This window comes from Vibrio echinoideorum, from assembly GCF_024347455.1.
Lineage (GTDB): Bacteria > Pseudomonadota > Gammaproteobacteria > Enterobacterales > Vibrionaceae > Vibrio > Vibrio echinoideorum.
Genome location: NZ_AP025483.1, coordinates 1,752,256 through 1,774,029, shown reverse-complemented (window position 1 = coordinate 1,774,029; position 21,774 = coordinate 1,752,256). Strand labels below are relative to the sequence as shown.

Here is a 21,774-nt window from a genome sequence, read left to right as displayed (position 1 = left end):
GTCGCTATTGAATCACAAGCGAGATAAACGGTTTCAGTCGCGATAACGCTTAACATCATCGTGACTGAAACTTAGGACTCCGAATATTGAATAACATCAAGTATAGCGACGTTATTTATTCCTATTATTTTCATCTAGTTAGCAAGAGCGATTACAGCTCTGCTTCTACTTTTTTCGCGACTTCTTGAGATACCCACGGGTGCCATATTTCTGGGAATTCACTCAAGAAATGGATACTTGCTTCTTCACCATCTGCTTGGTTATCTTCCATCCAAGCAAGAAGTGAGTTCATTTTTTCGTTAGTGAAACCACGTTTAGTGAAGTAGTCGTAAGCCTCTGGTGCTCTTGATGCGAAGTCTTCTGTAGTGACAGTGTGAACAGGTGAAGGCGGGTACATGGTTGCTTTAGGTGAGTCACAGTCTTCTTTAGTTGTACAGTTAAGGAATTCCTGTTCGTCAACGCCACTTCCGAAGTCAACTTTAATCATGTCATATTTACCAAGAACGGCGGTCGGCGCCCAGTAGTAACCAAACCAAGCTTCTTCACGTTCATAAGCTTTAGCGATAGATCCAGATAAGCCGGCACTCGAGCCTGGATCCACAATGGTGAAACCACTCTCTTCTAGGTCAAGAGCTTCAAACAAGTTACCGGCACTGATTTGACAGTTCCAACCTGCTGGACAGCTATAAAATGCAGATGTATCTGGGTCTTCTGGGTGTTTAAACAAGCTAGCGTTTTTGCGGACGCCTTCAATGGTTGCCATTTCTGGGTATTGCTTAACCAAATAAGCGGGAACCCAAAAACCTTCTTCACCACCGTTTACAAGGGCTTTACCTGCGTAGCGAAGACGTTTCTCTTGGACACCTTTATCGAGTGCGTCTTTGAGGCTGTTACTCCATAGCTCTGGTGCAACATCGGGTTGGCCTTTTTCAATCATTGAAGTGCCGGTTGGCATTGTGTCGCCAGGGATGAGTTCGGCATCACAATCATAACCGTGCTCTAGGATGAATTGGTCAATGTTGGCGATTAAAGTTGCAGAGTTCCAGTTCATATCTGCGATTGTTACGCTGCCACATTCACCAGCGTTAGCATGACCACTGGCTGCTGCAACTAACAAAAATACGGAGCTTAACTTGTATTTCATATTGAGTTTCCTTTCTCTTTAATAATACAACCAAGCTAATCAAGGTAAATTGACTAACTAAATTGCTCGATGGTGATCCTTTCCGTGTATTTAAACCATTTGAGCAGAAGGAGGGATGGAGGGAATATGAATAGATAAACCAACAAAGCATAAAGTGTGATTTGCTTGATTTATCCACTGTGTTTCACAGCCACCGGATAACTTTGTCAAACTATTACAAATTCGTCAAAAACCACCTCTATTTATAATCTTAGGGAATAATCGTACGAATTCCATCTTTGACTCGATTTACATGGTGCTTTAACAGTCTGTGTCACATTCCAACGAAAGTTAGGTATAGAGGTGTTGATTTTTAAGTGGATTTGAAGGTGGTAAGACCATGTTTGGCGTGTGTGAAATGCGTTGAATGTGCTTTAAAATCCGATTTCCATCTTTAATTTCGGCAAAAAACATCAATTAGGAATCAAACTTAAAGTAAAGGAAATCGAATGAAGAGGTCGCTGTCACGTTCGAATGGCAGCTCTTTCTAATTAGATCTAATTGTATTTCTAAATAGAACTAATTCTATTGAAAACTAATCTTATTGAAGGCTAGAGGATTACATCGGCAGATTTAGGAATTCATTATGGTGCAGCTTATTCGCCAAGTTGTCGCGAATTTTTCGAGGGATAAACTTCATTCGATTAATCTGCCTAATAAGCTCTTCTGCGAAGCTAGGATGTTGCTTCATGTTCATGACGCAACCCATCAGAGTAATGCTCTTCGCTTCGAGCAGTTTCTTTGCTTGGGCAAGGTGATGGCTTGATGTTTCTCCGTAAGCGACAACAAGTAACGCTCCGTCACACGCGCTCGCGACCGATTGAGCTGGGATGTTACCTTTATTGATATTAAGTAAGGGCGAAGTATCAACAATCACACGGTCGTACTTTTCTAACCATTGAGTCACCGCTTTTTGAAGCGTAGCCGGATCCTTGTATGCTAATTGAGTCGAAGCTACTTGGGGGGCGGGAACACCAATGAAAATGCGTTGTGATTCGACGTGCTCGATAAGTTGTCCTGATTGATCTTCTTCAAGCATGTTCACATCCTTAAAAGCAGGATTGAACAAGTTAAGGTCAACATAAAGAGTGGAGTGTCCAGCTAACAAGAAACGCTCGGCAAGCGCTGTAGCAACAGATGTTACACCGTCACCGGAGTGGCAGGCAGTAACACAAATTGAACGTTGACCGTTAAGTTCTGAAGCTAAATACAATTGTTCAACTTCGGCATGCGTGGCTGAAATAGTCATTATAAAGCTCCTATAAGAACGATGGTGGTCGTAATACGTAAAATGTCATCTAAACCTACACGGGCTTTTTCAATAAAGCTTTCACGACGATCGGGAATGTAAATCGTATCACCCGCGCGTAACACTGGTAGGTTGTAAATGTTGGCTGTTTTACTGAATTCAACAAGGTCGAAGGTACGAGCTTGGCCTTGGCAGCAAGACATGTTAACGATGGTGATTTTTTCTACATAAGCATTGTCGGTAGGGCCAGCAGCTTCTGCCAAGATATCAAGAATGGTCATGTTGTCGTTGAACACATAACGCCCCGGATTGTTAATAGCCCCAAGGACTCGAACGGTTTCTTCTTTTGGTGTATCTAACCAGTTTTTTCCTTTCTCTGGGATATAAATAGTGTCACCAGTTGTTACGTTTGGCAGTAATGATTCATCACCCGTTTCAAAGTACAACGATAGGTTCAGTTTGCTTACTTTGGAATATGTTTTATCGCGGTGTGTTACGCGAACATTATGGATGTCAGCATCTTTAGTTGGGCCATCAGCAGCAGACAATATGTCTAGGAAGTGCATGTCTTTTGTAAAGCGGTAACGACCGGGCGCATTCACTTGTCCAAAAATGTAGATCGAGGCGTCTGAGCTTTGACGAACCCATTGTGATTTATTGTCTGATGGGTCTTGTGGTAAATCGTGAACTCGAACGATTGAACCCGCACGAATGTAGGGCATTTGATCGCGTGGTGCGCCGTTTTTGATGAAGTCATCAAGATTAAATACAACCAACTTTCGGCCTGTTACGACTTCAATTTTCGACGTGTCCGCACGTAGCGTCGGACCACCAACGTGTGCTAATAAGCCCATGAAGTTCATTTCATCCGACCATTCAATACGACCGGGGCGATTCACTTCACCAATCACGTTAACGGCTCTGTCTGGTGTAATCTTCAACCACGACTTTTCGTTCATGTCGGTTTTCTCAGGAACGAAAATCGCATCACCCGCTTGGATTGAAGGTGGAGCAGAATTAGCAAGGCCTTCTGTGTATGCCGCAAGGTCAAACTTAAGTACACGACCATTAGATTTGATAACACGGATTTGTCTTGATTCAGCAAAGCGAGTCGGGCCGCCTGCGTTAGCAAGGATGTCCATGAACGTCGCACCTTTCTTGCCTTCAAAGGCTCCTGGTGCGGCTACTTCGCCCATTACGTAAACGGTGTTCGCGCCAGATTTAATCTCTTCTTCCTGTTTAGGAACAAAAACCGTTGAACCCGGACGCAGAATTGGCAGCATACTTTCATCGCCAGAATCTAGGTAACGCTTTAAGTTGAACAGAGTCGGTGTGTTGTTCGAGATAACGCGGATTTGCTCAACACTGGCGTAGCGCGTTACGCCGCCAGAACGCATTAATACGTCAACTAAGTCTGAGTTCTCTTTGTAAGTAAAAGACCCCGGTGCGTTTACCTCACCAAACACTTTGATGGAATTTCGAGAATCAGCACTATCACCTGAGTTAGCAAGCTTTGCGGCATCAAACTCTTGTTCGATGTTGCCCACTAATGGAGACGCAGGAACGAATAACGAATCAAGAGATTGAAGTGTTGGAAGGGTTGATTCATCACCTGAATCCAGAAAGCGTTTGTAGTTGAATTCTGTATTATCAGAGCCGCGTTTCAAAATAAGTTTGTCTAATTGTGCGCCCGGACGAAGACCACCTGCAGCATACAATGCCATCTGAATGCTAGAACCTAGTGACAATGTGTACTCACCGGGTTGCTCAACGTAACCTTGAACGGAGATGATGATTTGCTGTTCTTTCACATAAACTGAAGCGTTTGATAGATCTTTATAAGCGGTCGCCAATGCTTCCAGTACAACCTTATTCAATTGGTCATTATCATAACCAGCCACAAACACAGTACCAACTTCAGGAAGGGTAATTCGTCCACGCTTGTCAACCTGGAAGCCGGTATTCAAGGTGCTTTCACCGGGTACGTTAACTTGGATAAGGTCACCCACTTGTACAGCTCCTGAAAACTCTTCTTCTGCGTTGACTGCAGTCGCAAAGCAAAGCGAGATGGTGAAAATAAACGTCAGTAGAATTTTCATAGAGCACCTCCCATTTTAGCTGCGTTCTCGGGCGAGATAATCTCAATACTTACACGGCGGTTAGTTAGACGTGTTCCATCAGATTCACCTTCAAAAAGTGGCACAGTTTCACCAACGGAAACAGCTTTGATTCGCTGAGCACCCAACCCGAAAATAGTAAGGTAACGTTCAACTTGTTTAGCACGGCCTAGGGCTAGCTTGTCGTTATACTCTTCAGTTCCTGAGCCATCTGCATGACCGGTAACAACAAGGTCCAGTGATTTATGTTCTTTTAGTAGGGTAGTCGCTTCTGCAAGACGTCCCATGTATTTAGGGTTTACTTCGGTAGAGTTTTCCGCGAATTGATTGTCAACGTTTAGTAAATCGTACAACTGTTGAATCACTGACAGTTGCATACGGAATTGATTTTCGTTTTTGGGTGGCTCGCAACGCGCTTGAGAAGTCACGTAATCAAGCTGTACCTCTAGCTCGTTAAGGCGTTTTCTTTGAATAACCAAATCGTTAGCCGCATCTAACAACAAACCGCCTTGTAACTCACGAGCGATACGATTTTGCTTTTCGATAGCTTGGACTACAGCAGCAGGGAAGCACCAGCGAGCACCTTCTTGAATTAAGGCATCTAGATGAAGTTTTGCTAGTTGCCAATCGAAGCGCAGGCCATGTTCTGGGCCTAGAGGTTCGTCAGGCATGACAGGCGAGAAATCTGAATTTTGATAATTGATGGAATCGTAACTTTCCGCTAATCCGCCAGTGCCTTGTTCTGGGTAGCTTGTGCAACCCAGAACTAGAGCAGACAGAGAAAGGGCTATGTAGTTTTTCAGTATTTTCATGCCAACGTCCTTTGTTTTTCTTATTATTATTATTTTTTATTACTTCTAGCTTAGTGGATCTTCATGAATTAGTAGGATTTTTTGAGTTAACTGGGATCGCATGACCGATTCGTAGTAGGTTCATGATTTCAAGCGGCTGGCCTGATACATTTTCTAAGCGCATGTTTCGTTCTCGCTCGGTAAGACGTTTGAACATGTAAACAATTGCACCTACGCCTGATGAATCAAGAAACTGCACTTGGCTGAAATCAACTTCGATTTCTTGGTGTCCATCGTTTGAAATAACGTCGTCAATATCAGTTTGTGCGTCGCGGCTACCTGCTGCGTCTAAATCACCAAAAATTGAAAGAGTCAGTGTTGTTGTGTTTAAGTCAATCTTACGTAATTCCATAGTGTTATCTCCTTGAATGCATGAGTTAACTAGAGCACGTAATGTGCCAACTTTTATGTTGTTTATTTTCAATGACTTAATTGATCACTATTGTTCGCTGTCATTATGAGAAATCCGTTTTCTCATAATGATAACTAAAAATGAATGGGGTTTTGGGAGCGATAACTCATTAATTTTGCGAATGAAACGGGAGATCCAATAAGGTTGGCGTTTGAATCGCATCTTTAATGAAATATCACGTACCGTAACTAAAGAGCGCTTAGGATATAGCGTACTTGGGAAAAAGAACGAACCATACGGAGAAGACGATGAGATTAACGAAATTGGCAATTGCGACCCTTTGGGCATTTTCATTCCCATCACATTCTTCTTACTTACCACCCGATCACCTGATATTAGCCAATAATTACCAGCAAGGAATCGATGTTTCCCAATACTGGACCAGCGAGAAGTTGGATGGCATCAGAGCTCTATGGGATGGCGAACATCTGCATACTCGAAACGGTAATCGAATTTACGCGCCTACGTGGTTTGTTAAAAACCTGCCGAAAGTGAAGTTAGAAGGGGAGCTATGGGCTGGCCGAGGTAACTTTCATGTTGTTCAATCGACCGTGTTAGATCATACGCCCAGCGATACAGCATGGACAAAAATTGATTTCATGTTGTTTGATATGCCTGGTGCTGCGGGTGATTATCAAAAACGTTATTACAATATTATTCATTGGGTCAACGTGATCAATGAATCGCACGTTGGTTATGTTGAGCACTCCCCAATTCATAATGAAGAAACCTTGTTTCACCAGCTAGATAATGTGGATGAACGCAATGGTGAAGGTTTAATGCTGCGTAAAATCACCAGTCGTTACCAAGGTGGGCGAAGTAATGATCTGTTAAAACTAAAAAGGCATCACGATGCGGAAGCGATTGTCATCGGATATAAAGGTGGAACAGGCAAATACAAGGGAATGATGGGCTCAATATTGGTTCATACCGAAGACGGCGTTGAGTTTTATATCGGGAGTGGGTTTAGCGACAAAGTGAGATTGGCACCGCCAGAAGTCGGTAGTCGGATTACCTTTCGTTATAACGGGTTCACTCAAAATGGTAAGCCTAAATTTGCGCGTTTTGTTCGAGAGAAGAGCGAATATTAAGACACAGCCAATACATACGCCCAATAAGTTAGATATCTGCTTTATAAGCTATGTATCTACTTAATAAGTTATATCTACTCAATAAACGAAAAGAGCCCTGAAAGTCAGAGCTCTTTGTTGCATGTGGTCCCGGTTTTAACTGTTTAGCTAGCGCTGATCTAACGAGAACTAAATTCTAGTTGAACATCGTCGTCTTGTTTGTGCATCCAGTGAAGTCGCATGCCCAACATAATGGCTGCAGACGTAAGACCAATGATGAAACCAATCCAGAAGCCGTGAGCCCCCATAGGTTCAACGATCCAATCTTTCATTCCTAAGATGTAGCCAATAGGCAGACCAAGCAACCAGTAGGCAACAAAAGTAATGTTGAAGATAGAACGCATGTCTTTGTATCCGCGCAGGGCACCTGCCGCAATAACTTGAATTGCATCAGTACATTGATATACCGCAGCGAACAACAACAGTTGCATCGCGACAGTAATTACCGCCGTATTTTCGGTATAAAGCAGTGAGACTTGCTCTCTGAATAACACCGTTAACGCAGCTGTCATAAACGCCGTTACCAATCCAACAATAATGCCCACATGTGTCGCTATTCTTGCACCTTCAGTGTTGCTTTGCCCCAGTTTATGGCCAACACGAATACTCACAGCTGCACCAATACTCATTGGGATCATGAAGACTAATGAAGAGAAGTTAATTGCGACTTGGTGCGCGGCAACAATCAGTGAGCCCAACGGCGCCACTAATAAGGAGACGACTGCAAATAGCGTCACTTCAAAAAAGATAGCTGCTGCAACTGGGAAACCAAGTTTGAATAAACGGATTTGCGTTTTTAACTGTGGTTTATGGAAAGTGCCGAAGACATTAATTTTTGCTAAACGCTTCGATGTTAAGACGTAAGCAAACAACAAAGCGAACATCACCCAATATACGATAGCCGTTGCAACACCACAGCCAACCCCACCAAGAGCAGGAGCGCCGAGTTTTCCGTATACAAACATCCAGTTGAGCGGGATGTTCAATAGTAAGCCGATAAAACCAATAACCATTGCTGGTTTGGTTAAAGACATTCCATCGGTAAAACTTCTCAAGGTTTGGAACAGCAAAAATGCAGGAACAGCAAACATCACGGCATTCATATAGCCGATTGTTTTTTCAGCCATGAGTTGTTCAATATCCATCCATTCAAGTATGAGCTGAGTTTGGAACAGCACACCAATGATTGGAAGGGAGATAACGAGCGCTAAAAACGCACCTTGCTGTATTTCAAATGGAATTTTTACTTGGCGACCCGACCCATTCAGTTGTGCCACAACAGGAACAAGCGCCATTAATAGACCCACACCAAATAGAATGGATGGTAACCAAATACTTGCTGCTATCGAAACCGCCGCCATATCGATAGCACTTACGCCACCGGCCATAACGGTATCGACAAAACCCATTCCGGTTTGTGCAACTGATGCGATCAAAACCGGGGTCGCAAGTTTGATTAAATTAGAGGCTTCTTCTTTGTAACGATGCACAAACAACTCCAAATAAAAGAGAAAATTAGAATAATAGTGTAGGAATGGACATTCTGAAGGAATCAAAGACATTGATCATTAAGCTTCCACTGGACGAATCATAAAGAAATGTCACAATAACTGCTATGAAAAACTGTTACTAAAATGCTAAATAGGAATCTTATGTTTACAGGTATCGTTCAAGGCATAGCAACACTGGTTGCGATAAACAAAAAAGAGTTGTTTCAAACTCATACCATTGAGTTAACAGACAAAATGGTTGAGGGCTTAGCAATTGGTGCTTCAGTCGCTCATAACGGTTGTTGCTTAACCGTTACTGAAATTTCCGGTAACCAAATCTCATTTGATCTGATGCAAGTCACGCTAAGACTAACCAATTTAGGCCAACTCAATGCTGGTGACCAAGTAAACGTCGAACGCGCGGCTAAGTTTGGTGACGAGATCGGTGGCCACAGCATGTCTGGGCACATCGCACTGATGGCTAAGTTAGTTGAAGTGATTAAAACGGAAAACAACCGTACGCTTTGGTTTGAACTGCCTGAAGCATCAATGAAATATGTACTAAGTAAAGGTTACATTGGCGTTGATGGGTGTTCATTAACGATTGGTGAAGTGGAAGATAATCGTTTCTCTGTACATCTAATTCCAGAAACTCTGAATCGCACTCTATTTGGCGGCCGTGAAGTAGGGGATGATGTGAATATCGAATTCGACCCTCAAACACAAGCTATCGTTGATACCGTAGAACGTGTACTCGCAAATCAGAAATAACCTGAACGTCAAAGCTTATGGTTTGAGCAAGTAAGATATCGTTATAAATTATAAAAAGAGCACATCAAGTGCTCTTTTTTGATCGGGGCTGAACCGAAAATGATTTGTCAGAAAACCTGTTCATCGTCTGCATCAATCGAGAGATTAATTCTATCTCTCACTTCATCGACCTGCATGTCTAAATGAATGGCGTTACAACAGGCTGGGCAATCATCGTAAAAATCTTGGCTGCCGTTGGATGCGTCGAGCGTTATGCTAATACCGTGCCCACAATGAGGGCAGGAGACATGTTTCTCAGTGTATTTATGCATGGCGAAATCTCCTCACTGTAACTTCTATCAATTTCAGTAGCTTTTCTCAATCGTAGTCGCTTATATCGAAACTAGTATCTTGCATCAAACCTAGTAGCTGATATCGAACGTTCTTGCTTGTATCGATCTAGCTTGTATGGTTCTTGGTCAACCACAGTAATTATTATTAAACGGCCTGTATCTTCTTAATGCACGCCTCAGTTTGTGCTAAATACTCGCCACCGAATTGATTGCAGTGGTTAAGAAGATGGTACAAATTATAAATGTCTTTCCGATCAGTATAGCCAACGTCTAGCGGCATGACGCTTTGATAGCCATCATAAAACTCTTGAGGGAAACCATGGAACAATTCCGTTAATGCTAAATCACATTCATGGTCACCCCAATAGCAAGCTGGGTCGTAACAAATAGGACCAAACGCTGAGTTAGCTACATTACCGTTCCAAAGATCGCCATGAAGTAAAGAAGGACGAGGGTTATGGCCGGCTAATCGCATGTTCACAATGTCGACGATATCGTCAATATTACCAAAGTCGATGCCTTTCTCTTTCAACAACTGTAATTGGAAACCAATACGTTGTTCAGAGAAAAAACGTCCCCATTTTTTATGCCAAGGGTTAGGTTGGAGAGTACTGCCGATGTAGTTGTCTTGATCGCAACCAAACTCTTTTTGTTCTCCCCATTGATGAAGCTGGGCAAGTTGAACGCCAAAATCAAAACTATTATTGCCAGTTTCAAGCGGCTTCGTTGGTAAGTAATTGAGGATGATGAATGAGCACTCTTTGGTTTTACCAATAAGCACGAGCTCGGGTACATAAACGGTGGAGGTATCTCTTAATAAGCGCAGGTTCTCAGCTTCAATTTCAAACTTAGGTAGAAACTCTCGCTGATTTACCTTAACAAAGTAACGCTCATTACCGTCGCTAATCATGAAGCAATCGTTAATGTCACCACCAGAAACTTTAGTACGTTCAGTGATCTGAAAGTTAAATAAAAGTGTATCTGAAAGCTGTTGAGAAATGGCCTGCCACATAGGAAATCCTCACAGAATTGTTGGATTGAAAGACTGTTAATTTGAAATACTGTTCGTTTAATAGCAATAGTTTAGGATAAATCTGAGTAATTTATAGACGCACTGGTCATGTTCTTGTCTCTAATTCATCTTAAGGTGAAACAATTGGTCAATCTGTGAACTTAAGCTTATTCAATACCATTTATAACTCGACAAAAAATGACAATTGGTGATAGCAAACACTTTGGAACAAACCTCACATTCAACGTTGAATATGAGGCTTCTAACTGGAAAAGTGCAGTTGGGTTGTTATTGTCTACGCTTAAACTTTAGCGTGTACTAATGCTAAGTTAAGTCATGCATAACTTAACCGATGTTATTGAACATTCAAAAAGTGTTGAAAGCCGTTACTAAGTTCAACTTTCTGGCTTTGTTTGTATCTTGATTGAATTTTGCGCTTAAATGCTAACAGGGATCATTTTAATACTACTTTTGATAATAAAATGATGACAAATGGCTTCATTTACATAGTATTAGCCTAGTACGTATTAATCTGCTCTTGAGCTTAAAACGGAGATTTATTGTGGTTGTAGAAACCGATGGCTATTTGGCTTTAATCGAGCACCTTTCATTCAATTTGGATGTATTTACCAATGGTAGTGGTGATACAGGAAATGAAAGTGTCGAAGATATTGTTACTGACATGATTTCAACGAATATCATGGCTATCTTCGAACAGAACCCTGAACTGCACTCAAGTGTTCGTTTTCAATTGTTGAAAGAGGCGGATGCAGTAGTTGCCGATTTAGGTGAAGTGCTTGCAGGTGTATGGGCCAAGAAAGCGACTAACGAGCAGATTGTGTTTTTAGATGAGTACATCGCGTTAGTGAAAAACCTGTTTGATACTGCTGTCGCTAAATATGACTAAACATCAGAGCTTATTTCTTTAAGCATTAGACATTTAATCGTCAGCATTTTTGAGTACCCGTACTTGAAGCACTAAGATGTTAAACGTTAGTGCTTCTATGTAACTGTGCTCTAGGTCGATGCATGGGGAAACTGACGCATTAGATGCGTCTAAAATGCCAAAACTTCGAAGCCCAATAAGGGTTATCCAGCCTTGAGATAATCACCCCTTTAGATGTAGACGCATGCAAGAACTGTTTATTTCCCAGGTAAACACCGACATGTCGTACTCTTGGTGAGGTTTTGAAAAACACCAAATCTCCACTTATCGCTTGTTCATACGCAATTTCTACACCTTGTTTACTCTGGTCTTTGGTTGTTCGCGGCAAAGCTTGTTGCGTTGCATTTTGGACGGCAATTTGAACAAAGGCGGAACAATCAACCCCTCGAAATGACGTGCCACCAAAATGATAAGGCACACCTTTCCATTGCTCATACACGCTCATATAGGCATTTGCGGTAAGCTGCTCTGACTTTGATAACGGTTTTGAAGGCGTTTTACTGTAGCTGGGAGGCGGTGGTGTAGAGCTACAAGCAGCCAATGTTGCTAAAGTTATTGTAACTGCAAGCATTTTTCTGATTTTCATATGTAACTCTTCTGACAAAAAACTGAAATATAAACGTCATCAACGACTTCTAGTATACGGAATAACTTAAGGATATCTCTTTTCGTAGTCAAACTGGATTTCGCATGCCCGACACAAATTTACTAATAAAACCCTCACGTTATACATTTTCGCTCATTCAAACCGTCACTGCTGTATTTATTTCGATTCTTTTACTTGTCACTTTTCTATCGATGGTCAGTATCAGAGGCATAGAAAGGGTTGGTGGGCATTTCGCTACATTGTCTGAACAAGCATTGCCCCTCGCACTACACAATGCTGAGTTAACTCAGAGCGTATTAGAACAAGTAAAACTGCTTACCTACAGTACGCAATCAACTGATTTAGACACATTAAACGCAACACGTTCAGCCATTGAACAACTGGCTACAAAGAGTAATCAAACGCTAGAGGAACTCCTTTTTATATCCCAATCTTTCCCTGATGCGATTTCTTTAGAACAAAAACAAAGCTTGATTGATGATATGACTCAGCTGCAAAAAATGACCAACAGCGTGTTATTGGGGCAGATTGATATACAAGGTAAGCAAAACGTCATCGATAGCCAAATAGGTGGTTTTCGCTATGGTGTGAGTTCAATAGGACCTGAGATGAACCGCATTAGCTCTTTCCTGGTTCAGAACAATCCTGAAGCGTACGATGCGGCTAACCGATTCACAGCGAGTGCTTCTGCAATGGCGAACACTTTCTTAATGCTGATGATGCAATCAGACTTAGAAAAAGCGGAAGATGAGTTTCGAGAGTTAAGAAACCGCATTGCTGGGATTAACCTCGCTTACGATGATTTTTCAGAATGGCACCCAGATATTGTTGAGTTTGCTAGCCTGACCGCGCCTTATGATATGGTGAAAGAAGGGTTCACGGAACACGGCGTGATTAAACAGATCCTCTTGAAGTTGGAATTGGCAGAAAAACAAGAGCAGAACTTGGCTGAAGTGATTGCCTTAGCGAACAAAGTTATCGGTACACTTAATCAATTGTCATCGACGGCTTCACAACTGATTGATTCAAGTGAGCTGGTTGTGAACCAAACCATTACCAACATTGACAGAGTGTTATTCATTAGCGGTTTGGTGATCGCGGTGATCATTATTATTTCATGGTTTGTGCTACGTCGTTGGGTGAATAGAGGCCTGAGAAACATTACCCAACAGTTGAGCTTATTAGCCGAACATGACTTCTCGAAACAAAGTAATTTGGTAGGGCCATTAGAGCTGCAGGTTATCGCTTCAAAACTAAATACTGTCGTAGATTCAACCGCTGATTCTGTTCGCTTGGTCACTCGTAACTGCGAAACGCTATATCAAACAGCAGAGGTTAGCCACGATGCTGCAGAACAGACGAATTCAAGCTTAAACGAGCAGAATGAATCTCTACAAAACATGATCACAACCATTACTCAACTTGAAGCTTCTATAGGCGAGATTGCGCGTATTTCTAACGCATCGAACGATGATGCTCAATTGGCAGAAGATGAATCGGTCACCGGAAGTCAGGTTGTTGGCTTGAATCAACAGCGTCTTCAAGCCTTAGAGCACTCATTAAGCTTGAACGAAGAGTCGATGGCTGACTTAGACGGTCGAGTAAAACAAATTCGAGAAATGGTTGATATGATCAGCGGCATTGCTGAAAACACCAACCTATTAGCGCTTAATGCAGCGATAGAAGCGGCACGAGCAGGAGAACAAGGTCGTGGTTTCGCAGTCGTTGCGGATGAAGTGAGAAAACTGGCGAGCGGTACATCCCAGCAAACCACCAATATTCGCAATATGATGAATGAGTTGGTGGCTGCGGCAGATCGTTCTCGTATGTCAGTCAGCGAATCTAGAAGCGAAATGGCCAATGCATTGAAAACCAGTGGTGATGTAAAACAAGCTTTTGAGAAGATCGACGTTGCAGTGAGTCAGATAAAAGGTCGAGTCGAGCAAATCATGGTCGCAACAGAGCAACAAGCACGCGCAACTGTTGATGTGACCCATTCCATTACACGTGTATCAGAACAGGGTGAAAACACCAAGCTACAGCTAGAATCTATGATTGAAAGCTCTGAACAAGTTGCTGATATTGCAGGGCATCAACAAGCGATGCTTCATAAGTACGTGCTGAGTTGATAACCAGTTAGGAGAAGGAGTTGCCTGGATAACAAGCCAGCTTCTCTATACCAAGAACAAGGCGCTTAAACTCATTATTAACTCAAACTGATTAATAAATAGTTTAGCGCCTACTTTTTATTGGGTCTCATATTGAAAAATAGCATGTAGAAAACAGGCCGCTACTTTGATTCTTTTGAATGTGGGTAATGGACAAATGGCTGACGTAGCATTAAATCCAACCTCTGTTCTTTGCCGTTTTGTATCTCAGGTACACCAATGTGGACTTGATCGTGTCCAAGTGCAGGCTGGGCACGATAAGTTTTAAACCAGATGTCCCACACCGATAAGAAGAAGCCAAAGTTAGAATGAGTTTCTTTGACGATGACAGAGTGATGCACTCGGTGCATGTCTGGTGTCACAATCACCTTTCTCAGTCGCTTATCAATCCACAAGGGTAAACGCGCGTTACTGTGGTTGAACATCGCACTCGCGTTAAGCACAATTTCAAATATCACTACGGCAATCACTGGCACCCCAAGGGCGATCACCAAACCCACTTTAATGAGCATAGAAAGCATCATCTCAATCGGATGAAATCGTGTGCCCGTTGTGACATCAATATCGAGGTCGGCATGATGCACTCGATGTAATTTCCAAAGCCAAGGAACACGATGAAACACCAAGTGTTGCAGGTAAATAGCGCAATCCAACAGCAACACACAGATAAGGACAGTGAATTCTTTAGGAAGTGACAGGGTATTAAATAAACCCCATTGATTGTCTTGTGCAATGACAGCCGCTTGGAATGCGGCGATAGGAATAAGTGTCGCTAACAGAAAACTGTTGAGCGCAACTAATGCAAAATTGTTCCCCCAACGAAACCACTTGTTTTGCGTTAGCGTTTTACGTGGGAAACGGTACTCCCAAAACGCACATAATCCAAAAACGACAATAAAACAAACAAGGCGAAGCAGTGATGGGTCTTGCATGGGAATTCCTTCTATCATTCTAAGGTCACTGTAAGTACAATCGTGCCACTTTTCTAGATCTATCGTTATTGTCCATGAGAATCCACGCTTTTCACCGTTTATATCAACACCGTTTGTCTATTGCTACGAAGCCGTTTAATGCGCGCGGATGCAAAGTCGTGCGATGCGAGTACTGCAAAATCAAGCAAGATAGCTGTATCTGCGAGCATCAACCGAATATAGATACGAATGTCGCCACTATGTTGATCTTGTCAGACAATGAAATCTTGAAGCCAAGTAATACCGGCCGATTGATAGTTGATACGGTCAAGGACAGTTATGCCTACCTTTGGCACCGTACTGAGCCGAATCAAGAGATGTTGGACGTCCTAAAAGATGAACAATACCAACCTGTGATCGTATTCCCTGAAGACTATACTGATGACAAATCGCGCGTGGTTCAAGATCTGCCACAAATGCGTGACCCTAACAAAACGTTATTGCTGATTTTCATTGATGGCAGTTGGCGAGAAGCTCGACGTATTTTCCGCCGTTCAGAGTATCTGCAAAGCTTACCGGTGTTATCGATTGAGCCTGAATCAGTTTCTCAATACATGATGCGAAAGTCAGACAACGAACAACATCTATCAACTGCAGAAGTAGCCAGTTTAGTCTTAAAGCAAGCTGGTGAAGAAGAGGGTGCAAAGACTTTACAGCTTTGGTTTGAAGCATTTCGTGAAAGCTACATGCTAAGTAAGACGCGTTACAAGTCAGATCCAACTAAACCTAGCCTGAATGCTTTCATAGAACACAATAAAAATGAGACGTCACTCTAACCTTTAACCGCTATGTGCTGACTTGTTGTTCAAACAGACTCGAACACAAGATAAGTTTGTTATCTATCACGGTTTGTAGGGGGAGTGTTATGGATAATGCTCCTTAGTTGTTTATTTACAAAATTTTATTTGCCCGAATTTAGGGAAAAATTGGAGAGATTTCATGTATTACGGCTTCGATGTTGGCGGCACAAAAATTGAGTTTGGTGCATTCAATGAGAAACTTGAGCGAGTAGCAACAGAGCGCGTCCCAACGCCGACAGATGACTATCAATTATTACTTGATACGATTGCTGGCTTGGTTAAAAAGTACGATAACGAACTGTCTTGCGAAGGCAAAATTGGCCTTGGTCTTCCTGGCATGGAAAACGCTGATGACGGCACTATGCTTGTTGTTAACGTACCCGCATCAACAGGTAAGCCGCTACGTAAAGACCTAGAAGCGCTTATCGGTCGTAGTGTGAAAATCGAAAATGACGCAAACTGCTTTGCGCTTTCAGAAGCATGGGATGACGAGCTTAAAGATGAGCCATCTGTTGCTGGTCTTATTCTTGGTACTGGTTTCGGTGGCGGTTTAGTCTTCGACGGTAAAGTATTCTCTGGTCGTAACCACGTAGCCGGTGAGCTAGGCCATATGCGCTTACCACTTGATGCTTGGCTTCATCTTGGCGACAACGCACCGTTATTAGGTTGTGGCTGTGGTAAGAAGGGTTGTTTAGACAGCTACTTATCAGGTCGTGGCTTTGAGTTGATTTATGATCACTACTTCGGTGAGAAGAAGAAAGCGATTGAAATCATTCAAGCTTATAACGATGGCGAAGCAAAAGCCGTTGAGCATGTAGACCGTTTCATGGAGCTACTGGCTATCTGTTTTGCAAACCTATTTACAGCGCTTGATCCACATGTTGTTGCATTAGGTGGCGGCTTGTCTAACTTTGAGCTGATCTATGAAGAGATGCCAAAGCGTATTCCTAAATACTTGTTGTCTGTAGCGAAATGTCCGAAAATCATCAAAGCAAAACACGGTGATTCAGGCGGCGTTCGTGGTGCTGCATTCCTTAACATCAAGTAATCACAACTTGATGTAAGCTAATGACAAAGCATAAATAAAAATGCCGCAATCTCGAAAGAGGTTGCGGCATTTTTTATGATTTAGTGTTTTTGTTGCTAGAAACTAGAAGCAGCTAAGAAACAAGATCCAAGAGGACTTACTTCTTCTTTTTGCCAACACCAAGGTTGTCTTTTTGCTTCAACGTAAGCTTGGTAAAGCCAAGCTTACGGAAATAGTTATCTTGGTAGTTACGAACCGCTTTAGTATCAGAAATAAACTCAAGCTGTTGCTCAGTTTTTAGATACTCAGTGATGTCGATACCTTCAGCTACAGCTACAGCTTCTTGGATCGTGCGGTGTTCTTGTTTCGAAAACAGTAACTCTTTGTCTTCGTCTTTGTAAGTGTACAGAATGGTACGAGCCATGATGCTCTCCAATAGAATTATTACTTTGCGCGCACTCTACATAAAAACAGTACGTGGCTCAAGGTTATGATAAAAAATCTTAAGATTATCGTTCTTCACGCTTATCGCTTATCGCTATTTTAGCTTGCTGTATTCAAAGGAACGAACAGGTTGTCTTTTACGAAACGAACAGAAAAGAAAGCCCCTTAACATCGAAAGCTCGAACATAAGGGGCTTCATCTATGTTTTGGCAAAGAGCTTCTAAGTCAATTAAAGAGTTTCTAAGGTAATTAAAAAGCGGGTAAGTCAATTTAGGTCTCATTGAACCTTCAATTAAACACGGCCTTGCAGTGGAATAATCGTTACCGTTTCACCGACTTTTACAGTGTCTACCGCAGGTGAAATTTCGATTAAGCAGTTTGCTTCGCTCATTGAACGCAAGATGCCTGAGCCTTGCTTGCCGGTTGTTTTCACTTCAAGCACGCCGGATTCGTTCATCGAGAACACACCACGACTAAATTCAGTACGGCCTTGGCGAGAACGTAGCTGTTCAGTCGCTACTGCGTTCGCTTTCACTGGTATCCAGTTGGTTTGACCTTGCAGTTTGCGAATTGCTGGTTCTACAAAGTTAATGAACGACACCATCACGGCTACTGGGTTACCCGGTAAACCGAAGAAAGGTTTATCTTCAATTTTTCCGTAAGCAAGAGGGCGACCCGGGCGCATGTTGATACGCCAGAAGTTAATCTCACCCAGCTTATCTAATGCGAGTTTAATGTAGTCAGCATCACCAACAGACACGCCACCAGACGTTAACACCATGTCAGTCTCTAACGACGCAGCATGAAGCACGTCCATCATCTTTTGTTCGTCATCTTCGATAATGCCGTAGTCAACGATGTCGCAACCCAGCTTTTGAAGCATACCAATGATAGTAAAACGGTTAGAGTCGTAGATAGAGTTTGGCTTTTGCTCGCTACCCGGCGCTTGAACTTCGTCACCAGTCGAGAACACACCCACTTTCACTTTACGAAGAACAGGGCAAGTACCAAAACCTAACGATGCCATCATACCCATTTCAGGTGATTGAATTCGTGTACCACGTGTAAAGACAGGTTGACCGATCTCTAAATCTTCGCCCGCCATGCGGACATTTTGTCCTACAGAAATTTTAGCGTCTGGGAAGCTAACCTTGTTATCTTGTTGAACGGCTTGTTCACGCATCACGACCACATCAACGCCTTCAGGCATTGTAGCACCCGTCATGATCTTAACCGCTTCACCTTGTTGAACGGTTTTATCGTAGCTGTGACCAGCCATGACTTCAGCAACCAGTTGGTAGCTATCCAGTTCTAAATCTTCACTGCGGATTGCATAGCCATCCATCGCAGAGTTGGTGTTTTGAGGCACATTGATTGGCGAGATCACATCTTCAGCCAATACGCGACCGTAGCCTTTTTCTAACACCACTGATTCAGTTAGGACCAACGCATCAATACTATCGACGATCTTTTGCTGACCTTGCGTAACGCTTAGACCAGCAGGAGAGAAGGAATCACAACACACAACAGGTGTATCGTCTTTTGAAGATGAACACGACACTGTTTTGCTTGTTGTCGATGAAGGGTCGAATGACTGAGCATATTTGATGATGAAATCACGAATCGCTTCTAAGTCGCTGATCGCCATTTGTGGAAGATCTGATTCAACTTGGCTGTCTGAAGCGATAGCAATAATGTTGTCATCGTTTGGATACAGCCAAGGTTTGCCGACTTCGTCTCTGTGCAATTCAATTTTCGGGAAGGCAATGTTCTTGCAGCCTTCAACCAGAATCAAATCCAGCGTGTTTGTATCGAAGCGTGTTAGAAGGTAATCAAAATCCGCTTCAGCATCTGGCGTCTCTGTCATCATCACATGACGGTTACGAGAAGCTATCAGCATTTGGTTCGCACCTGCTTTACGAAGGCGGTAGCTGTCTTTGCCTGGCTTATCGACATCGAAATCGTGGTGAGCGTGCTTCAGAACGCCGACTTTGATGCCAGCGTTAGTCAACAGAGGTAACAAAGCTTCCAATACGGTTGTTTTGCCTGTGCCACTGTAAGCAGCAAAACCCAATAGAGGAAGGTTAGGGCGTTGTTTAGAATCTTTCATTATTGAAGCGTTCCGAATTGGGTGAGTTCTTCTGGCGTATTCAAATTTACAAAGCAGTTAGGTGAGTCGCTAAAATCCACGTACTCAGTTACACACTCTTTATATAGCAAGATGATTTTACGATCACCACGTTCCAAAAACGCTTCCAACTTTGGAAGAACACGTTTGTGGAATAGGGTGAATACTGGTTGCTTAAATTCGCCGTCGTGAGCGACAAGAATGTCACTGTCTTCTTTTACTGCCGAACAAAAGCGTTCTACGAGATCGTCACTGATTTGAGGGCTATCGCAAGGAACAAAGCCAACCCAATCTGTGCTCGCATTTTTAAGACCAGCATGAATACCACCCAAAGGGCCAGGGTAATCAGGAAAGGAGTCAGACACAACTGGCGCAAATACTTGGTAGCGGTCTAAGTTACGGTTGGCATTGATAGTAATGCTGACATCTTGTTGTGACAGCTTGTTTATAACGTATTGAATAAGCGGTGACCCGTTGAGTTCAACAAGCCCTTTGTCTTTTCCGCCCATACGGCTGGCCTGTCCGCCAGCTAAAATAACCCAACTAGTTTGCGTGGGAAGCAGCATAAATATTCTCTTGTGCTCTGTTTTTTTGAATAACTTGTAGAAGCGGCGACTCAGTCAAAGTACTGTCTTTGATCCACCATTGCTTCTTACATAAATCGGTTAACGCGTTAGTTTGATGACTAGTAATGACCAAACTTGCGCCTCTCTGAAGAAGATCTTCAGCCATAATCACCAATCTTTCAATAGATTCTTTATCTAAAGAGGCACTTGGTTCATCCATAAGCAAGATTGAAGGTTTTAGAATCCAAGCTCGAGCCATTGCAACGCGTTGACGTTCACCACCAGACAGAACAGAAATATGCTCGTCTGCGAGAGTTTCTAAACCTACCATTCTCAACGCGTTAATTATTTGAGCTCGCTTATCTTTTTGGCTCTCTTTATTAAAGCGAATGCCATAAGCGACATTTTGGTACACCGAACCATCAAAAAGGTAAGGAGTTTGATGTAAATAGATGATGTCTTTGAACTTGAGCCTTGGGAATAAAATCTGCTGCCAGCTTTGAGTAGGAGATTGAATGCGTCCAGAGCTTGGCTGAATTAATCCTGACAAGATTTTGAGCAGGGTCGTTTTACCAACGCCATTATCGCCTTTAAGATAAATGGCATCGTTAGGACCGATCGACAATTCGGGAATATGGAACAAAACGCGCTCTTTGTAGCGCATTGAGATTTGCTGTGTTGTTATTTTTATACTCATGACAGCGTTCCTAAGTTCTTAAATAGCCTTTTCCTCTCACACTGGAGAGAAAAAAGTTAAGGGCTAATGCCAGTGCAAGTAAAACCATACCCAACGCGACACCTTGTGCAAACGCGCCTTTGTGGCTCTCCATGGCAATAGCCGTTGGAATATTTCTTGTCATTCCCATAATGTTACCGCCGACCATCATTGAACAACCCACCTCAGTGACGATGCGAGAAAATGCCGCGATGGTTGCAGCCATTAAAGGAAAGCGAGTTTCCCAAATCAATGTAGATGCAACTCGAGTTGTTGAGACACCCAGAGTACGAGCGGTTTCGACGGCACGACGGTCACTGGCTTGCAGCGCACCATGCATCATTGCGACAAGAATAGGGAAACAGATCAGCATTTGACCCAATATCATCGCCTTTTGTGTGAACAGCAATTGCCAGTCACCCAAAGGACCCGAGCGAGATAACATCATGTACATCAACAAGCCGATCACAACCGTAGGGATGGCTTGCAGGGTGTTGATCACTGAAAGTAATGCCCATTTCCCCGGAAACTCGGTATACGCCAATAAAAAAGCCATAATGATTGCGGGCACAATCACCAATGAAATGGCGGACAAAGATACGCTGAAAGATACCGCGACTATTTTCCACAATTCGTGGTCAAAGCTCACCAGTAAATTTAATGCATCAAGCGTTGTTTGCCATAGGGTCATGAAGTATCTCGTTTCGATCGACAATAAGTCTTAAAGGTATGACTGGTTTAATCATAGCTGACTCAATACACGTGAAGCTTAATTGGTCAGCTATTGTCTGTTAAAGCGGTCGTTTATAAGAGCTGTCGTTAATAAAATCTAACAGCTTTTACTAAGTGACTTTC

At 42.7% G+C, this 21,774-nt stretch carries 21 protein-coding genes; 6 read left to right on the top strand and 15 right to left on the bottom strand.

Annotation, left to right across the window (positions count from 1 at the left end; translation table 11 throughout):
- Positions 1-151: 151 nt before the first annotated feature.
- From OCV36_RS07925 to OCV36_RS07905, 5 genes are all read right to left on the bottom strand, one after another.
- A complete protein-coding gene (locus OCV36_RS07925) occupies positions 152-1,144 on the bottom strand; it encodes an ABC transporter substrate-binding protein (protein ID WP_135458168.1) in 993 nt (330 codons plus the stop codon).
- A 598-nt stretch (positions 1,145-1,742) separates the two neighbouring features.
- Positions 1,743-2,432: a tyrosine-protein kinase family protein gene (locus tag OCV36_RS07920; protein WP_135458170.1), complete on the bottom strand. Its 690-nt coding sequence runs from the start codon at positions 2,430-2,432 to the stop codon at positions 1,743-1,745.
- Positions 2,432-4,531 carry an SLBB domain-containing protein gene (locus OCV36_RS07915; RefSeq protein ID WP_135458172.1) on the bottom strand — a complete coding sequence of 700 codons (2,100 nt, stop codon included), beginning with the start codon at positions 4,529-4,531 and terminating at the stop codon, positions 2,432-2,434. The genes OCV36_RS07920 and OCV36_RS07915 overlap by 1 nt, the downstream gene beginning before the upstream one ends.
- A complete protein-coding gene (locus OCV36_RS07910) occupies positions 4,528-5,361 on the bottom strand; it encodes an OmpA family protein (protein WP_017073235.1) in 834 nt (277 codons plus the stop codon). Before OCV36_RS07910 ends, OCV36_RS07915 begins: the two co-directional genes overlap by 4 nt.
- 61 nt (positions 5,362-5,422) lie before the next feature.
- On the bottom strand, positions 5,423-5,752 hold the full coding sequence (locus OCV36_RS07905; protein ID WP_016797676.1) for an STAS domain-containing protein: 330 nt from the start codon (positions 5,750-5,752) through the stop codon (positions 5,423-5,425).
- 308 nt (positions 5,753-6,060) lie between these two features.
- Here OCV36_RS07905 and OCV36_RS07900 point away from each other — a divergent pair, with 308 nt between their 5' ends.
- On the top strand, positions 6,061-6,903 hold the full coding sequence (locus tag OCV36_RS07900) for a DNA ligase (protein WP_102554473.1): 843 nt from the start codon (positions 6,061-6,063) through the stop codon (positions 6,901-6,903).
- A gap of 158 nt (positions 6,904-7,061) precedes the next feature.
- Here OCV36_RS07900 and OCV36_RS07895 read toward each other — a convergent pair whose 3' ends face one another.
- Positions 7,062-8,432 carry an MATE family efflux transporter gene (locus tag OCV36_RS07895; RefSeq protein ID WP_135458174.1) on the bottom strand — a complete coding sequence of 457 codons (1,371 nt, stop codon included), beginning with the start codon at positions 8,430-8,432 and terminating at the stop codon, positions 7,062-7,064.
- 162 nt (positions 8,433-8,594) lie between these two features.
- On the opposite strand from OCV36_RS07895, the gene OCV36_RS07890 reads away from it, so the two are divergent.
- Positions 8,595-9,203, top strand: a complete 609-nt coding sequence (locus tag OCV36_RS07890) for a riboflavin synthase subunit alpha (RefSeq protein WP_135458176.1) — start codon at positions 8,595-8,597, stop codon at positions 9,201-9,203.
- A 107-nt stretch (positions 9,204-9,310) separates the two neighbouring features.
- On the opposite strand, the gene OCV36_RS07885 is transcribed toward OCV36_RS07890, so the two are convergent.
- Together OCV36_RS07885 and OCV36_RS07880 are read right to left on the bottom strand one after the other, a co-directional pair.
- On the bottom strand, positions 9,311-9,514 hold the full coding sequence (locus OCV36_RS07885) for a CPXCG motif-containing cysteine-rich protein (protein ID WP_017073239.1): 204 nt from the start codon (positions 9,512-9,514) through the stop codon (positions 9,311-9,313).
- A gap of 166 nt (positions 9,515-9,680) precedes the next feature.
- Entirely contained in the window at positions 9,681-10,547 is an 867-nt protein-coding gene (locus OCV36_RS07880; RefSeq protein ID WP_017073240.1) for a fructosamine kinase family protein, read from the bottom strand.
- A gap of 562 nt (positions 10,548-11,109) precedes the next feature.
- On the opposite strand from OCV36_RS07880, the gene OCV36_RS07875 reads away from it, so the two are divergent.
- The gene (locus OCV36_RS07875) at positions 11,110-11,454 is read left to right on the top strand and encodes a DUF3802 family protein (protein WP_017073241.1); all 345 of its coding nucleotides are present in this window, start codon (positions 11,110-11,112) and stop codon (positions 11,452-11,454) included.
- Between the two features lie 139 nt (positions 11,455-11,593).
- On the opposite strand, the gene OCV36_RS07870 is transcribed toward OCV36_RS07875, so the two are convergent.
- Positions 11,594-12,079, bottom strand: a complete 486-nt coding sequence (locus OCV36_RS07870) for a C40 family peptidase (protein WP_135458178.1) — start codon at positions 12,077-12,079, stop codon at positions 11,594-11,596.
- 104 nt (positions 12,080-12,183) lie between these two features.
- Here OCV36_RS07870 and OCV36_RS07865 point away from each other — a divergent pair, with 104 nt between their 5' ends.
- Positions 12,184-14,229: a methyl-accepting chemotaxis protein gene (locus OCV36_RS07865; protein WP_135458180.1), complete on the top strand. Its 2,046-nt coding sequence runs from the start codon at positions 12,184-12,186 to the stop codon at positions 14,227-14,229.
- 161 nt (positions 14,230-14,390) lie between these two features.
- Here the strand turns inward: OCV36_RS07865 and OCV36_RS07860 are convergent, their stop codons facing one another.
- Complete coding sequence (locus tag OCV36_RS07860) at positions 14,391-15,200, bottom strand: sterol desaturase family protein (RefSeq protein WP_135458182.1); 810 nt, start codon at positions 15,198-15,200, stop codon at positions 14,391-14,393.
- A 68-nt stretch (positions 15,201-15,268) separates the two neighbouring features.
- Here OCV36_RS07860 and OCV36_RS07855 point away from each other — a divergent pair, with 68 nt between their 5' ends.
- Both OCV36_RS07855 and nagK read left to right on the top strand, forming a co-directional pair.
- Positions 15,269-16,015, top strand: coding sequence for a tRNA-uridine aminocarboxypropyltransferase (locus tag OCV36_RS07855; RefSeq protein ID WP_017073245.1), 747 nt, complete (start codon positions 15,269-15,271; stop codon positions 16,013-16,015).
- A 163-nt stretch (positions 16,016-16,178) separates the two neighbouring features.
- Entirely contained in the window at positions 16,179-17,087 is a 909-nt protein-coding gene (nagK, locus tag OCV36_RS07850; RefSeq protein WP_017073246.1) for an N-acetylglucosamine kinase, read from the top strand.
- Positions 17,088-17,223: 136 nt separating this feature from the next.
- On the opposite strand, the gene OCV36_RS07845 is transcribed toward nagK, so the two are convergent.
- From OCV36_RS07845 to OCV36_RS07825, 5 genes are all read right to left on the bottom strand, one after another.
- Complete coding sequence (locus OCV36_RS07845; protein ID WP_017073247.1) at positions 17,224-17,490, bottom strand: DUF2960 family protein; 267 nt, start codon at positions 17,488-17,490, stop codon at positions 17,224-17,226.
- 312 nt (positions 17,491-17,802) lie between these two features.
- On the bottom strand, positions 17,803-19,620 hold the full coding sequence (locus OCV36_RS07840; protein WP_135458184.1) for a bifunctional molybdopterin-guanine dinucleotide biosynthesis adaptor protein MobB/molybdopterin molybdotransferase MoeA: 1,818 nt from the start codon (positions 19,618-19,620) through the stop codon (positions 17,803-17,805).
- Positions 19,620-20,204, bottom strand: a complete 585-nt coding sequence (gene mobA, locus OCV36_RS07835; RefSeq protein WP_017073249.1) for a molybdenum cofactor guanylyltransferase MobA — start codon at positions 20,202-20,204, stop codon at positions 19,620-19,622. Before mobA ends, OCV36_RS07840 begins: the two co-directional genes overlap by 1 nt.
- Entirely contained in the window at positions 20,182-20,901 is a 720-nt protein-coding gene (locus tag OCV36_RS07830) for an energy-coupling factor ABC transporter ATP-binding protein (protein ID WP_017073250.1), read from the bottom strand. Before OCV36_RS07830 ends, mobA begins: the two co-directional genes overlap by 23 nt.
- Before the next feature lie 10 nt (positions 20,902-20,911).
- Complete coding sequence (locus OCV36_RS07825) at positions 20,912-21,610, bottom strand: ABC transporter permease (RefSeq protein ID WP_102554481.1); 699 nt, start codon at positions 21,608-21,610, stop codon at positions 20,912-20,914.
- Positions 21,611-21,774: the final 164 nt, after the last annotated feature.